This window comes from Anaerobacillus sp. 63XJN7_4_ISO-PGPR-S23-413, assembly GCF_056173725.1.
In genome coordinates this window covers 3940675-3956597 of record NZ_CM149688.1, presented here as the reverse complement: position 1 = coordinate 3956597, position 15923 = coordinate 3940675, and the positions used below count along the sequence as shown (strand labels likewise).

Annotated in this window: 13 protein-coding genes; 8 read left to right on the top strand and 5 right to left on the bottom strand. The window is 43.7% G+C overall.

The features are described from left to right. Positions 1-114: 114 nt before the first annotated feature. The 8 genes from AC0VYO_RS20410 (at position 115) to AC0VYO_RS20375 (ending at position 10333) form a co-directional block, all read left to right on the top strand. Positions 115-2877 carry a cell wall-binding repeat-containing protein gene (locus AC0VYO_RS20410; protein ID WP_475368168.1) on the top strand — a complete coding sequence of 921 codons (2763 nt, stop codon included), beginning with the start codon at positions 115-117 and terminating at the stop codon, positions 2875-2877. A 172-nt stretch (positions 2878-3049) separates the two neighbouring features. Then, complete coding sequence (locus AC0VYO_RS20405; protein WP_475368167.1) at positions 3050-4927, top strand: C40 family peptidase; 1878 nt, start codon at positions 3050-3052, stop codon at positions 4925-4927. Between the two features lie 207 nt (positions 4928-5134). Then, entirely contained in the window at positions 5135-5806 is a 672-nt protein-coding gene (locus tag AC0VYO_RS20400) for a DUF2306 domain-containing protein (RefSeq protein WP_475368166.1), read from the top strand. Positions 5807-5898: 92 nt separating this feature from the next. Then, positions 5899-7713: a cell wall-binding repeat-containing protein gene (locus tag AC0VYO_RS20395; protein ID WP_475368165.1), complete on the top strand. Its 1815-nt coding sequence runs from the start codon at positions 5899-5901 to the stop codon at positions 7711-7713. Between the two features lie 98 nt (positions 7714-7811). Beyond that, positions 7812-9080, top strand: a complete 1269-nt coding sequence (locus tag AC0VYO_RS20390; RefSeq protein WP_475368163.1) for a D-serine ammonia-lyase — start codon at positions 7812-7814, stop codon at positions 9078-9080. A gap of 189 nt (positions 9081-9269) precedes the next feature. After that, positions 9270-9557 carry a hypothetical protein gene (locus AC0VYO_RS20385; RefSeq protein WP_475368162.1) on the top strand — a complete coding sequence of 96 codons (288 nt, stop codon included), beginning with the start codon at positions 9270-9272 and terminating at the stop codon, positions 9555-9557. 8 nt (positions 9558-9565) lie between these two features. Next, positions 9566-9925, top strand: coding sequence for a hypothetical protein (locus tag AC0VYO_RS20380; RefSeq protein ID WP_475368161.1), 360 nt, complete (start codon positions 9566-9568; stop codon positions 9923-9925). Between the two features lie 18 nt (positions 9926-9943). Further along, positions 9944-10333 (top strand): nucleoside 2-deoxyribosyltransferase, encoded by a 390-nt coding sequence (locus AC0VYO_RS20375; RefSeq protein WP_475368160.1) that lies wholly within the window; start codon positions 9944-9946, stop codon positions 10331-10333. 53 nt (positions 10334-10386) lie between these two features. On the opposite strand, the gene AC0VYO_RS20370 is transcribed toward AC0VYO_RS20375, so the two are convergent. The 5 genes from AC0VYO_RS20370 to sat form a co-directional block, all read right to left on the bottom strand. Next, on the bottom strand, positions 10387-11103 hold the full coding sequence (locus tag AC0VYO_RS20370) for a hypothetical protein (RefSeq protein WP_475368159.1): 717 nt from the start codon (positions 11101-11103) through the stop codon (positions 10387-10389). A 221-nt stretch (positions 11104-11324) separates the two neighbouring features. Next, positions 11325-12083 (bottom strand): sulfotransferase domain-containing protein, encoded by a 759-nt coding sequence (locus AC0VYO_RS20365; RefSeq protein ID WP_475368158.1) that lies wholly within the window; start codon positions 12081-12083, stop codon positions 11325-11327. Between the two features lie 95 nt (positions 12084-12178). Beyond that, entirely contained in the window at positions 12179-12781 is a 603-nt protein-coding gene (cysC, locus tag AC0VYO_RS20360; protein WP_475366116.1) for an adenylyl-sulfate kinase, read from the bottom strand. Between the two features lie 18 nt (positions 12782-12799). Beyond that, the gene (locus AC0VYO_RS20355; RefSeq protein WP_475368157.1) at positions 12800-14524 is read right to left on the bottom strand and encodes an SLC13 family permease; all 1725 of its coding nucleotides are present in this window, start codon (positions 14522-14524) and stop codon (positions 12800-12802) included. Positions 14525-14569: 45 nt separating this feature from the next. Next, positions 14570-15727, bottom strand: a complete 1158-nt coding sequence (gene sat / locus AC0VYO_RS20350; RefSeq protein ID WP_475366114.1) for a sulfate adenylyltransferase — start codon at positions 15725-15727, stop codon at positions 14570-14572. Positions 15728-15923: the final 196 nt, after the last annotated feature.

Below are 15923 nucleotides of genomic sequence, written 5' to 3'. Positions count from 1 at the left end.
GGTCCCTTTTGTTACCGAAAATTGCAGAATTATGGCAATTTTTTACTCGCTAATGGTAGACTTGTAGAGTATAAAATCTACTGAAACACTTTGGTCAACTATAGGGGGAGCAGGATGAAGAAAAGCATCTATGGAATCGGTTTACTTTTATGTAGTCTGTTCATCATTTTGGGAGCAGGCAAGGCAAATGCCATGCCTGCGTTACAAGAAACGCAGGAGCTCGTTCAGCCATCAGGAGAGACATTTAAGGCGTCACTCAGCGGCAGTGAAAATTTTCATTGGTGGACGGCGAACGATGAATCTGTGATTAAAATAGGGGAAGACCAATACTGGTATTACACTCGTATTGTTGGTGATAGTCTAGAAGTTACACAAGCTAGATTTGCTATTAATAAAAAGCCTTCTGACGCGGCAGAGCTTGAAGATGTGAAGAAGCTCCAACCGACTGAAGGAATGAATACAAAGCAAAAGGAGATTCCAAATACGGATGATTCATTTGATTTATTGAGTGCAGGAGCGAAGGAGAACACGCTTGTTTTATTAGTTGAATATAGTGATGCAAAAATCACTTATTCAGATGCAGACTGGCGTAACCGATTCTTTGGCACTAGTGGGAGTACGCTTAATCACTATTATGATGAAGTTTCAAAAGGAAAGCTTGGATTTAAAGGGGCTGCCGAATCAAGCGGAACAAATGATGGGATCGTAAGGGTCACATTACCGTATGCTCACCCTCGTCCTGAGACGGCAACAAATCCAGATAGTACATACTCACAAATCATAAAAGATGCGCTAAAGGCATCGAATGATAAAGTAAACTATGCTCAATTTGATCAAAATAAAGACGGTTCTATATCCTCAGAGGAATTACATATTGTCACCATTGTGGCCGGTGGTGAAGCAAGCTATGGAGATACGGGGAAAGTGGTTTGGGGTCACATGTCGAGCCTTTATGAAAGCGAAGCTCCTCGTCTTGATGGAGTAAAAGTAGGCTCTTATCAAGGGAACGGCGGCTACACGATGTTTGGGGAGAAACATGGCGGACATATGGCAACCGTTGGAATTATTGCACATGAAATGGGCCACGATCTGGGGCTACCGGATCTTTACGATACGGACGGCACTTCAGATGGTGTTGGCATCCACAGTTTAATGGGGAGCGGTTCTTGGACAACCCATAACAATGAGTACGAAGGAGCTTATCCAACTCATCTCGATCCATGGTCCAAAATGGTGCTTGGCTTAGAGCGACCTATTGAAGTGCAAAATAATGGCTCATATGAAGTAGGGAATTTCACTACTGACGACTATTCCGTATTGAAATTAAAAACAACCGATGAATCGGAGTACTTTTTAATTGAAAATCGTCAGTTTACTGGCTTTGATATCGGCTTAGCTGATCAGGTGGCGTCGCCTGGAATTGCCATCTGGCATATTGATGAGCAGCAGCTGAAAAATCGTCAAAACAATAGAAATGAATCACATAAAGCGGTGGATGTGGAAGAAGCAAATGAAAGTAGATTGGGTTACCCGGAGCTAGATCAAGATCCAAATACGCGATTATACTACGATCATTATTATAGCGGGAATGGCTACAGTCGCTTTAATAGCTCTACATCACCAAATAGCAAAGTGTATTCAGGGGCTAGTTCAGGCGTTTCCGTTATAGTTGTTGATCCGAATAGCGATATAATGACGGTTTCAGTGAAAGTGCCACAGGGAGACGATCAGCTTCCACCTGTATGGGCTAAAAACGCAGGACTTACGGCTAGCTCTATCAAAAATGACAGACTTACATTAAATTGGTCAGAGGCGACAGATGCTTCAGGCGTTGAATCTTACATCGTCTATAAAAATGATAGCGTGTTAAAAGAAGTGGAAGCAACGACAAGAAAGCTTACCGTTCAGGGGCTTACTACGAATAAAGCATATGATTTTCGAGTAGAAGCGGTGGATAAGAAAGGCTATGTTACAACGAATGGCCCCGAATTGACCGTGAAAACGTCAGCAAACACAGTAAAACGAATTGAAGGTGCGACTCGTTTTGATACGGCAGCGAATGTGAGTGCGAAAACGTATGATAAGGCGGATACGGTTGTGATTGCGAGAGGTTTAGATTTCCCAGACGCTCTCTCTGGTGCGCCACTTGCTTATCAACTAAAAGCGCCTATTCTCCTTGCTAAAACGAATGAACTTCCAAAAGAAACGGTAGAAGAAATCAACCGACTCGAGGCGAAAAAAGCAATTATCTTGGGTGGAGTTAACGCGATTTCACCTGCAACGGAAAAGAAGATCAAGTCACTCGGACTAGAGGTTGAGCGGATTAGTGGTGATAATCGCTATGATACTTCCGCAAAAATTGCGAAGCGCATGGGAGGAGATCCTGAGAAAGTCGTGATCGCCTACGGTCTTAATTTTCCAGATGCCCTTGCGATTGCACCATATGCTGCGCAAAATGGCTATCCCATTTTGTTAGTGGATAAAGAGACAATCCCTGCGGCAACAAAACTCGCGCTGAAAAACATTGATAATACGGTTGTCATCGGTGGTGAAAGTGTGATTACAAAAAAAGTGTATCAAGGTCTTCCGTCACCAGAGCGTATCTCAGGTGCCAATCGATTTGAAACGGCAGCTAAAGTGAAAACCACCTTTTATCCAGAAGCTAAATCAGCTTATTTGGCAACAGGATTCGGCTTTGCCGATGCCCTTGCAGGCTCTGTGCTAGCGGCGAAAGATGGCGCACCACTTTTGCTAGTGAAGTCTGATGAGCTTCCAAAAGAAACGGTAGAAGCGATAAAAGGGATGAACAATTTCAACTTGCTGGGCGGTCAGTCAGCAATAAATGGAAAAGTTGAACAGCGCTTATATCAGGAATAATGCGACAAAAGTTGCGTTCCAATTTTAAGAGATACAGGGAATTTGACCTGTATCTCTTATTTTTTGTAATAAATAACAGGATATCTCTTAAACTTTGTTGAATTATAGCCGATAGTAAAGACAGAGTGTCGATATTTGTGGCAGCAATTTAATTGGAATGAGGAGGATCTGGATGCAACCTTCATTGGTCAAGAAAGCAATAACTGGTTCTGCGCTTGTCGCTGGAGTAATGTTTGTTCAACCTGATGGTGCAGAAGCAGCGTTTGGGGATCAAGAGCTTAAGCAAGGAATGAATAATCAGGACGTCAAAGAGCTACAGGATGTATTGAAGGCGAAGGGGTATTTTACTTACCACACGTCAACAGGATACTACGGTCCAATTACAAAGGATGCAGTCAGCCAGTTCCAACAGGCTGTCGGGTTAAAGGTTACGGGGGTAGCGACAACTGATACCCTTCAAAAGTTAGGAGGAACATCAAAAAGCCAATCTTCAGCTGCGCCATCTTCATCGGTTTTACAAGTTGGCTCTCGTGGGCAAGAGGTGACGGATCTTCAGTCCAAACTGAAAGCGGCTGGCTACTATTCCTACAACGTGGATGGGATTTATGGTCAAATTACACAGAAAGCTGTACAGGATTTCCAAAAAGAAAAGGGGCTTTCCGTAACAGGGAAAGCAGATTCTACAACGATCAGTGCCCTTGCAAACGCAAGTTCATCAAGCTCAAAATCATCAAGCTCTTCTTCCGATATTTCCATCGGGATGCGGGGGAGTGCAGTAACGGATCTTCAGTCAAAGCTGAAAGCAAAAGGCTATTATACATATAATGTAGATGGCATTTTTGGTCAAATCACGAAGAAAGCAGTACAAGATTTTCAAAAGGCAAAGGGACTGTCACAAACAGGCGTAGCGGATAGTAAAACCTTATCGGCCCTGTCAGAGAGTGGGAATGCAGAAAAACCTGCGAGCGGCCTTACCATTGGCTCTCGAGGAAGTGCCGTAACAAATCTTCAGCAGCTATTGAATGATCGTGGCTACTATTCCTATAACATAGACGGGATCTTTGGTAGTATTACGCAAAAAGCGGTCAAAGAGTTTCAAAGTATCGTAGGTTTACAGGCTACAGGCATTGCGGATGATAAAACGATCGATGCTTTGAAATCCAGAAGTCAGCAAGAGACGTCAACAGTTCTTAAAGTTGGTTCAACCGGGAGTGCTGTAACGGATCTACAAAATAAACTTAAAAAAGCAGGAACGTTCCACGTTGAGGCGACAGGCTACTTTGGCCCTGTCACTGAAAAAGCGGTCAAGGACTTTCAAAAAGCAAAAAAGCTGCAGGTGACAGGCACTGCAACAAAGGAAACAATGAATGCGCTTGACGGCTTAACAGATAAAGTTGAATCATCCCCTTCAACTGGAGAAGATTATGGTGATTTGTTAAAGAAAGGCTCAACAGGATCACTTGTGAAAGAGCTTCAATCTAAATTACAAGCGATTGGTTTATATAGCGGTTCGCTTGATGGCGATTTTGGAAATGGAACAGATCGAGCTGTTCGAAACTTCCAATCACGCAACAAGCTAACCGTTGATGGAGTTGTAGGACCAGCGACATGGGAAAAGCTAAAGCAATCGACAGGATATGAAGGGAATAGCAATGGGGACACCGGAAGCGGGAGCGGCAGTTCCAACTTCAGCGTGATGGACCTTATTGCAGATGCATCTGTATACATAGGTGTTCCTTATGTGTGGGGTGGAAACACGCCAACACAGGGCTTTGACTGCAGCGGATTCCTCGTCTATGTGTTTAATAAGCAGGGCGTTTCATTGCCAAGAACAATGGCGCAAATGTGGAACGTTACAACAGCTGTTAGCTCTCCATCCGTAGGAGATATCGTGTATTTCACAACATACAAACCAGGTGCGTCACACGGAGGCATCTACATCGGAAACAATAAATTTATCCACGCCGGCTCTTCAACAGGCGTCACCATTAGCGACATGACATCAAGCTACTGGGCACCGAGGTATTTAGGGGCGAAGCGCGCGCATTGATTTTTCAAAAGGGGTCAGGTACGTGCCTGACCCCGCTTAAAGACAAAACCAGCAAAAGTGTCCACCTATCGCGGACGCTTTTGCTGGTTTTTTTATTCATAAGATCACCTAAAACTCCTGTTTTTACAGTGTTTACCAGATATAATTGGGGTGGGGGTCAGAGAGGTACCTGACCCCCACCCACACATAAACAAAGGAGACGATCCGATGTTCAAACTCTTTCTTTTCCTTCACATTTTCGCAGGATTTAGCGCCCTTCTCACATTTTGGCTACCCCTTGTTCTAAAAAAAGGCGGTAGGTGGCACATACGAATCGGCTGGTTCTTTGTTGCGATGATGGCGATTGTAAGTGTGACAGCAGCTGGAATGGCTTTTCTTCGTATTTTCATTCAACCAGATACTTCCCCAGAACGTTTTTCTTTTTCGATTTTCTTGCTCTTCATAGCTGTTCTTAGTTCGTCGACCGCATACTATGGTTTGCGCGTTCTTCGCTTTAAGCGTAAAGCTGATCAGCATCGTCACCCTGGTGATCTTGCTTTCGCAAACTTACTATTTCTGTCAGGACTAGCCTGCTCCATTTACGGTTTTACATCAGGAAATACGCTCATCTCCTTTTTCCCTTTTATAGGTATTTTTCTAGGTCTTAGTCAGTTAGCATATTGGCTTCGCCCAATGCCTGTGAAAAATAGCTGGTTGCTCGAACACATACAAGGCATGATCGCCTGTTCCATATCAACCGTGACGGCTTTTACCGTGTTTGGAGCTCCTCGACTATTAGGTGGAGGGTTTCGGAGTATTTACCTTTGGATTTTGCCTACGATTGTACTCGTACCGCTTATTTTTTATTTTAGTCGGAAGTATTCAGTGCCAAAAAGATAAATCTACTAATTTTATGATAAAAATTGGAAAATAATCCAATGGATGCTAGAATGAGAGAGGAGTTTACGTATGAAGTCTATAAGGGGGAAATGATGGGTAAAAAAATGAAGAGTTTACTAGTAATGATGCTGATTCTGACGCTTGCCTTGCCATCAATGGCAGGAGCTGAAGGGAAAGAAAAGGTTACATACAATGATATCAATCGGATGATAACAGAGAGTGCGTTAGAACATAATATTCCACCAGAAATTGCGAAGGCAGTGGCGCTGAAAGAGAGCGCGTGGACGCAATGGTCGGATGACGCGCAAACGGAACCATTCGTTAATGCGAAAGATGGCGGTATTGGTTTAATGCAAGTAACCAGTCACGTATGTGAAGGTGATGAAACAAAGGATTGCTATAACCCAGAACAACTCGGAAATGATGTACGATACAACATCGATGCCGGTTTAGATATTTTAAATGAAAAATGGAGCTACGGAGTAGATGGGATTATTCCAACGATCAACACAAATGATCGAGATATTCTAGAACACTGGTATTTTGCGATTATGGCCTACAATGGCACTGTCCCTGTTAATAGTCCATATTTCCGCGATGCTGACGACGGAACGAGAAATCTAGATACGTATCAAGATAGGGTCTTTACTCTTTTAGAAGATCACAATTATTTAGATCTGAATATGGAAGCTATCATCTTTGAACGCGATGATTTTTCTTATGACCCTAAGGAAGATGATCCTATAGAATTTAATAAAATGCATTATACCGTTGATGAAGAATTGACTCGCTCGAGAACACTATTAAAAGAAAGCGATAAAGTTTCGACAGTAGCAGGTAAAATAATGAAGGATTCTCCAAGCGGTACGAATGAGATTAAGATTAAAGAATCCCAAATTGCAACTGTTTTAGATAGCCAATTTTATGTAGATAAAACAAAGAACAGCCCTATTGAACATTGGGTTCGCTACCATGTAAAACTCACAGATGGAAGAACAGGTTATATGGCTTCAAGTAGCCTGAATCCGATAACTGAGCGTCTGTCAGGTAGCAACCGGTACAACACATCCATTGAAATCTCGAAGGATGGTTGGCAAGACGGTGCAGATACAGTCGTGATCAGTCGTGGTGGTGACTTTCCAGATGCTTTAGCAGGAGCGCCCCTTGCTTATCAAGAAGATGCACCAATTCTGCTAACACCAGATAATAAGCTAACGAATGAACTTAGAAACGAAATAAAACGTCTCGATCCGAAAACAGCCATCATTCTCGGAAGTGATAATGCTGTTAGTCCAGATATTGAAAACGAACTTTCCAAGATGGGAATGACAATTAACAGAATCGGTGGCGACGATCGATTTGAAACAGCTGAGCTTATTGCGCAGCAACTTGAATCAGATAGCAAAGAAGCAGTTGTCGCATTAGGAATGGATTTTCCAGATGCTCTTGCAGTAGCACCTTATGCTGCAAAAGAAGGCATGCCAATTCTATTAACGAAAAAAAACTCGCTCCCGGAATCGACTGAGGATGCGCTATCTGATATTAACAAGACAATTGTTGTAGGTGGGTCAGATGTTGTGAACGAGAGCGTTTATAACCAACTGTCGGATGATCGCATTCGCCTTGCAGGCGATGACCGATTCAGCACGGCTGAAGAAATCATGAATTACTTCGGGGATGGAGCTAAGACTGGCTATGTAGCAAATGGCTTAGGATTTGCTGATGCTCTTACAGGAGCCGTCCTTGCTGCTAAAAATGACGCGCCGTTAATTCTTTCAAAGAAAAATGAGCTGTCTGCATCAATGGAAAAATCAATCGATGCTCAGCAACTAAACCGCTTTGTTCTTCTCGGCGGTCCAGACGTTATCCATGTTGATGACGACCTCGCTAAACTTACGGTAAAATAATCTTAACTGCCTTCTGATTTCGGTCAGAAGGCTTTTGTTTAGCGTAAAGGGGTCTGACCCCTCTCTGTCCCCCACTACAGTAAAGGAGTGAAGGAACAATGACAATAGCCGGAAAAACACTTAAACAGTGGAAAAGTGACCATCCATTATTAAACGACCTTCTTCAATTAAAAGAAGTATATTGGAGAAACCCACAAAAAGGTAAAATCCCTCATACAACTGAGCTTTCAATGATAGACATTCAAGATGCTGAAGCTCGTATGAAACGCTTCGCTCCTTATTTTCGCAAAGTATTTCCAGAAACGAATGGCATCATTGAATCTCCTATTTCAGATATTAGTAAGATGAAAGAAAAACTTGAGAAAGAAGAAGAGATCAGCATTCCAGGGGACCTACTTCTAAAACGAGATGATATTCTCCCAATCGCCGGCAGCATTAAGGCACGTGGAGGCATTTATGAAGTGCTCAAACATGCAGAAAAACTTGCGATCGGACATGCGATTTTAACGAAAGATGACGATTATTCCATTCTAGCTGACAAAAAGTTCACTGAGTTCTTCTCAGGCTTTTCGATTGCGGTGGGCTCTACGGGAAACCTCGGTTTAAGCATCGGAATCATGTCAGCGAAACTCGGCTTTAATGTCACGGTCCATATGTCGAGTGACGCAAAGCAATGGAAGAAAGACCTTCTTCGCGAAAAAGGCGTTCAAGTTGTGGAGCACCAAGCAGACTATGGTGCTGCTGTAGAAGAAGGCCGAAAGCAGTGCGAGAAGAAGCTGACTTGTTATTTTATTGATGACGAAAATTCGAAAGACCTCTTTCTCGGATATGCAGTAGCAGCGCTTCGTTTGAAAAAGCAGTTCGATGAGCGAGGCATAAAGGTGGACGCTGGGAACCCGCTTCACGTGTATCTTCCATGCGGAGTAGGCGGCGGCCCTGGCGGCATTGCATTTGGACTTTCTCAGATATTCGGAGAACACGTGCACTGTTACTTTGCAGAACCGACGCACTCCCCGTCAATGCTTATCGGCTTAATGACAGGCTTACACGATCAAGTGTCCGTTCAAGACTTTGGGATCGACAATATCACTGCGGCAGACGGTCTTGCTGTAGGAAGACCATCAGGCTTTGTTGGACGCGTCGTTCAACCGATTCTTAATGGTGTTTACACCGTCACGGATGAGCGAATGAAAGAAATGCTCCGCTGGATTTATGAAACCGAGCAAATTAAGCTTGAGCCTTCAGCTCTCGCAGGAATGAGCGGGCCACAAGTAACAGCGGTAGATGGAAAGAGTATGCGTGGTACGCATCTTGTATGGGCAACAGGTGGGAGCCTTGTGCCGGATAAGGTGTGGAGAGAAGAGTAAAAGGGGTCAGGTGCGAGTCAGACCCCCAATAAAGACAAAACGACCAAAATAAGCTGAAAAGTCCCCACCTCAAGGACATTTCAGCTTATTTACATCCTTAAACTTATGAAACAATGCGAACTCCTCATTCGTATCTATATAAAGATTGGTCAAAAATGTAAAATCATTTTATTTGAGGGGGAAGAGAAGTTGGAATTGTTCTTAGAGATTTTAGGATTAGCAGGTGATCTTATATTTTGGAGAGAACCTCCAGATGGGCTGCGTATCGAAGCGAATATTGCCGCATTGATGGCATATAGCTGGTTCGTCGAGCTTATTGAGAACCCTCAATATAACAAGTTAATTCAAGAAAATTCTTCTGTACGAAATGTAATTGGAAAAATGAACATGAAAAAGCTAAAAAAATCACCGATGTATGAAGATCGAAAAGAACGGAAATTAAAAAAAGTAATCCAAAAACAGTTAGCTGCCGGTTGAGAAGACAAATGAAATGGAAGATATGTCGCATAGTACTTCTACTTACATCGCTGTATTTGATCACGAGCTGTTCTCATGATCTGCTCATTTCTGAGAAGTTTTCAAAACTAGAAATCAAAAACATCGATACAAAAGTCGTTATCCATACGGTAGAAGATCGAGAGAAAGTGAATAACGTTGTTGAAAAGATCAACTCTGCGAAGCGAACGGATACTTGGGACATGACTGGCAGTTCTTTTAGGATCATTCTTTCCAATGAGGAAACTACGCTAACAATCCCATACTACAAGACGGAAAACGGGTGTAACGGGGAAGTAGCGGTTCGTGGCTACTACGTCTATACCAATTTCTGTTTCACAACCGAATGAGAACGGAGGAAAAGCAAAGTGAACTTTTACATTGCATCGAGTTTTCAAAACAAACAACACGTGCAAACACTCGCTACAGAATTAAAACGTCACGGCTTCAAGCATACATACGATTGGACGACAAATGAAAAAGCCGCTACGTTCGATGAACTTGCTTCAATCGGAGAAGCAGAATTAGAGGCAGTAAAAACAGCTGATTTCCTTATTGTCCTGCTTCCGGGAGGAAAGGGAACTCATATTGAACTTGGGATTGCGTTAGGTCGTGACACCCCAGTTTACCTGTTCAATGAAGAGGGATTCCATAACGCAAAAGAAGCGAGCACCTTCTACCATACTAGCGAAGTAACGAGAGTGGAAGGGAGTCATGAGCAGCTCGTTAAAACCATTTTAGAAAAGCAGCATAGCTAAGGGAGAAGGGGGGCCAGGTTCATACCTGCCCCCCTTCTAACGCGCCTTACTCATCAAACCGCCTCAGCTCTAATCCTCCGTCCACGCACCTCACGCACTACTTTCCAAATCACAAACACACCAAGTCCAATAATTAGAATACTGAGCGTGTAAGTCAGCTGCACTGGTTTATCATCTTTCACAAATATGCCAAAGTAACCCCATAAAAACACGATCGGATAGATCAGATCGTCGTTGTAAAGGCTGAAGTAGACCGCAAGTCCTGCGCCGATAATGAGCATGATAATCGTCCAGGTTAACTCATTCATACCAAAAATCAGCGATACGTTATTTTCTTGCGCGACGACGAATGCATCCACGATCGTTGCAATCGATGTCCAAGCGAGATAGAAAGAGAACGGTACGCTAAAAAAGGAAGAGCGCTCAGAATTTTTCGTAATAATAGCGTAAAGGATAGACAGAGTAATTAATGAACCCGCGATAAACAAGAGCGCAACCGATTTACTTACAAGGAGAGCTGTTCCTGATAACAGCATGCTAGATGCAAAAAGATAGGAAACTTTCACATAGAGGACCTGATCACACTCACTCGCTGTGAATTGTCTAACGAGTGAAATGAGCAAAAGTAAATAAATTAATAACCAAATCGCGAATGTATAGCCGGCGGGGGCAATCAGTACATCATTAGTACCCGACATATCTCCTGAGAAGAGGAGTGAAGAGGCGAGCAAATACAAGTAAGCAGCAATCGTAACGAGCTTCATGGTCATGACCGTTCCTCCTTCATAGGTCTAGTTACTCGTATGCTACCCCGATTGGAGGATTCCTATTAAACGAAAAAAGAGAAGGGGGTCAGGCGCGAGCCTGACCCCCTTCACAAACAAAAGCAATAAAGTGTCTCTCACAGAAAGACATTTTGCTTATAGAAAGTTTCATTTTCCCTAAAATAACTCATCTCTAATAAATGGAAAACCAGAGGGGGAAACTAAATTTATCTCCCATACCCCAATTCATCTAACAACTGCCCTGCATGCTTTATAAATAGCGCTTCAAGCTCGCCGTTCAATTCTTCACGCCAGCTGCCGATTTTTCCTTTTCGGAACGTAACGGATTCCTGTGGTTTGATGTTTGCCGTCATTTTCGTGATCAGTTCTTCACGATTGTAGCTATGCGCTGTATCACCCCAAAGAAAATCAATAATCTCCCCAGTGGCTTTTCTTCTGTTCTCTTCTGATGACATCAGGTCTTCAAATCGAACAGAGTGAACGTTTGGACGCCCCATCCACTCACTAAAACTTCGGTACCACTCAGCAAAATGAGGTTGCACGGCAACAAAAGGCGTGATCGGAACGCCCCCTTCGATTAGAAATTGAATCCGATCGTTGTGCGTAAATCCTTCCTGCATAAACGTTTCATAGAGATGGTGAGCTGGCACCTTTGGAATAAAATGTGCGTATGAAATGAGCACGTCACGTGGATCTCTCAGTACAAAAATTTGTTTTAACTTTAATTCTTCAAAAAATGTCTCCCACTCTTTGGAATAATGGAAATGTCCATTTAAGAAGCTGTGGTTAGGAAACGCTCTTGCAGTGGCCAATTTTTCCGCCGTTTGGTAATGATAATGTCCGTACATACCAATAAACGGATCATTTTGCATACCAGGTACACCGAGCAGTAGTTGTTTTAAAAGATGCGTCCCGCTTTTCGGAATCGAATTTAATAAAAAGCGTGGTAGCTTTGTGTCAGTCAATCGTGTAAACCTCCTTTAATAAGCAAACGTGGTGGACTTGCTTTACTATCCTATGAAGAAGAATGGTAAGAGGAGTGGACAGGGGGCCCGCCTGTTTACACATTTAAGTACCCGTTTTTCACCAAAAAGGATTTAATCGATTGAACAGCTTCTTCAATCGTTTCCGTTTCCGTATCGATTGTAAGCTCTGGCGAAACCGGAGCTTCATAAGGCGCGTCAATTCCTGTGAACTGACGGATCTCACCTTTTCGTGCTTTGGCGTAAAGGCCTTTAGGGTCACGGTTCTCACACGTTTCCACACTGGCTTTCACATAGATTTCAATAAATTCTTTGTCTCTGAAAAGTCCTCGAATCTTATCTCGCTCTTGCTGAAAAGGGGAGATGAACGCAGCAAGTGTCATAAGGCCAGCATCAACAAAGAGACGAGACACTTCTCCAATTCTTCGCATATTTTCAATCCGATCCGCATCAGAAAAGCCAAGGTCTGCGCTCAACCCGTGTCGAACGTTATCACCATCTAGCCTGTAAGTATGCACGCCTGCTGCATGTAAGGCATTCTCAAGCTCAACCGAAATCGTTGATTTTCCTGACCCGGATAGTCCTGTGAACCAGAGGACAGCGCCTTTGTGCAACTTCATTTTTTCACGATCCTGTTTTGTCACGTTTCCTTCATGCCAGGTGACATGTTTTTCTTTCATTTATTCGTCCTCCTTTCATTAAATCATCACAATAAACCGAACGATTAATAGCGTCGTTACCATAACGATCAGCGTTAATGGGAAACCAATTTTCAAAAAGTCGTGGAAGCGATAGCCGCCGGCGCCATAGACGATCAAATTCGTTTGATACCCAATCGGCGTCATAAAACTTGCGGAGGCTGCAATTGCGACAATCATCGCAATGGGGAGGAGGTCAATCTCAAGCGTATGGGCAACCTCGATGGCAATGGGAAACATAAAGACAGCGGCAGCACTATTTGTCATCATTTCTGTAAAGATATTCGTTAACACATAAATGCTTAGCAACGTTGCAAGAAGTCCGAGCGGCGCTGTTAGTTGGATAAGGAGACCTGCCATCGAAGCGGCTACACCTGAATTCAGCAGCGCTGTACCAATACCAAACGAACAAGCGATCATAAGGAGAACGTGCCATTGAATCAAATCACGCGCTTCGCCTGGCGTCACAACCTTTGTTAAAAAGAGAAGCAGCGTCGTAACGGCCATAGCAGTTAGCATGGAGAGAACGCCAATCGTAACGAGAATAATCATGACACCAAGCAACCCGATCGAAAGCCAGCCTAATCTGATTTGACGCTGCGTAACGAGCTTATGATCGATTGGTGTAATGTCGTAGAAATCCTTTTTCTTATGAAACTGCTCACCCGCGATCATTAAGAGAACGTCACCTGGTTTTAAGACAATATCACCAATTTTCGATTTCAGGCGCTGATTTTGGCGATGAACAGCGATCACGGCTGCTTGATGCTGGTGTCTGAAATTGGTGTCCTTTATCTTTTTGAAAAGGTGTGACGAATGAGGTGTCACAATCCCTTCAATAAGCTGGTGATTTTCTGGAAAATAAGAGCCGGAGCTTCCCTGTAGCTGTAGTCCCTTCATCCGCTGGATCTCAGCGATCGTTGAGATGTCACCACTAAAAACAAGCCGGTCTCCTTCCTTCAGAATCGTCTCGCCTGATACAGGCGCGATCGCACGCTCGTGACGCATAATGCTGACGAGAAATAACCCCTTCAAGCTCCGTAGCTGCGCTTCTTTTACAGTGCGATTGATATAGGGGAATTGTTCTGTAACAAGCACTTCACCGGTGTATTTTTTGAGCAATTCAGGTTCAGTGAAGGATGAAGAACGTCGATCTGGAAGCAGCTTGTTACTAAAGAAGATCAAATACGCGAGACCGAATAGCGTGATCGGGATTCCGACCGCACTAAGCTGAAAAAAAGAAAAACCAGCATAGCCGTTTTCGAGTAGCAGTCCATGAACGACAAGGTTTGTCGACGTACCAATTAACGTAATGGTGCCGCCAAGAATCGTAGCGTAGGAAAGCGGAATAAGAAACTTCGAAGGAGACACCCTGTTTTCATCGCACCATTTTTTCACCATTGGCGTAGAAGCGATCACGATCGGAGTATTGTTCACAAATGCCGAAATGATGGAGATTGGAAATAGCAATGTAGTCAGGCGTTTCTTTGGCGAATGCGAGCTTTTTAGGAGACGTTGAAAGAGGCGATCCACAATGCCACTTCGCTGAATGCTTCCAGCCACGATGAATAGAAGGGCAATCGTAAGCATCCCTTCATTCGAGAATCCGGCCGTTGCTTCCTCAGGCGTAATAATGCCAGTGAATAGAAATAAGACGAGAACCGAGGCTAGAATGACCTCAGGTCGTCCTTTTTCAAAGAAAAGACAGAAAAGCATGATGCTCATCGTGATCATAACGAAATAGAATGCCATCATTCAGCGCGCGCGGCATCATTCGTCTTCATGATCGTGCTGCACCTCATCTAATAAAATCTCAATCACTTCAGGGCGAGAAAACTCTTTCGGAGGTCTTTGGCCATTTTTCAGCATCTCTCGAACCTTTGTGCCGCTTAGATGAATGTGAAATTCGCCATCGTGTGGACACGTTTTGGCAGTAGCCATGCTCGAACACTTGATACAATAAAACGCGTGCTCGAAGGCCATAATCTCAATGCCGATTTCGTCTTTTGCAAATTGGTGAAAAATGTTCTGCGCCGCGAACGTATCGTAATAATCGCCAACACCTGCGTGATCACGGCCGACGATAAAATGTGTGCAGCCAAAGTTCTTCCGAACGAGACTATGAAAAATCGCCTCGCGCGGGCCAGCATACCTCATCGCGGCTGGGAATACGGAGAGAATGACGCGATCAGACGGATAATAGTTTTCTAAAAGAGCGCTGTAGCTTTTCATCCGAATATCCGCTGGAATGTCATCTTTCTTCGTTTCGCCAACGAGTGGATGGATGAGAAGGCCATCAACGGTTTCAAGTGCCGTCTTTTGAAGGTATTCATGTGCGCGATGAATCGGATTGCGCGTTTGAAAGCCAACGATTGTTTTCCAGCCGCGCTGTTGGAATGTTTCTCTTAATTCTGCCGGCGTTTGAAAATGGTCTTGAAGAGCTGTTGGGTGCTGAAGGAGCGTGATTGGGCCACCGAGGTTAAACGCTTCCTGCTCGTACGTTTTTTGAACGCCTGGATGCTCAGCGTCGTTCGTTCCATAGACGCGTCGAGCTTCTTCTGTTTTGTCTGTTTCATAAATATCTTCTACTTCCATTAATCCATAGATTTCCCCGTCTTCACCCTTCAGGCAAACAGTAGGACTAGTAAAAATCTTGTCACGCGTTTCTTTGGATACAGAAAGCGTAATAGGCAAGCTCCAGATTGTCCCATTTGCGAGCCTCATTTTAGTTAAAACGTGCGTATAATCTGTTTGATTCATAAAGCCCGTTAACGGACTAAAAGCACCGATTGCGATCATATATAAATCGGATAAATTCCATGGTGTTAAGGTGACGACCGGAAACATTGTGGCCTTCTCGAGAAGCGCCAGGCGATCCTCTTCACATGGAATGCGGTTTATTAGCTGACCGCCATGTGGTTCTATCATAAATAAATCTCCCTTCTTGCTTGTTCACATATAGAGTTGCTACTAGCTTATGAAAGAAGGAGAGGAGAAGAGAGGGCTAATGAGAAAAATGGATGAGGGGTGTGTTTTTAAAGGGGGTCAGGCGCGAGCCTGACCCCCTTTAAAAACAACTGTCTCCGCACGAAAGACACTCCAACACATTCGAAGATATCCTCTC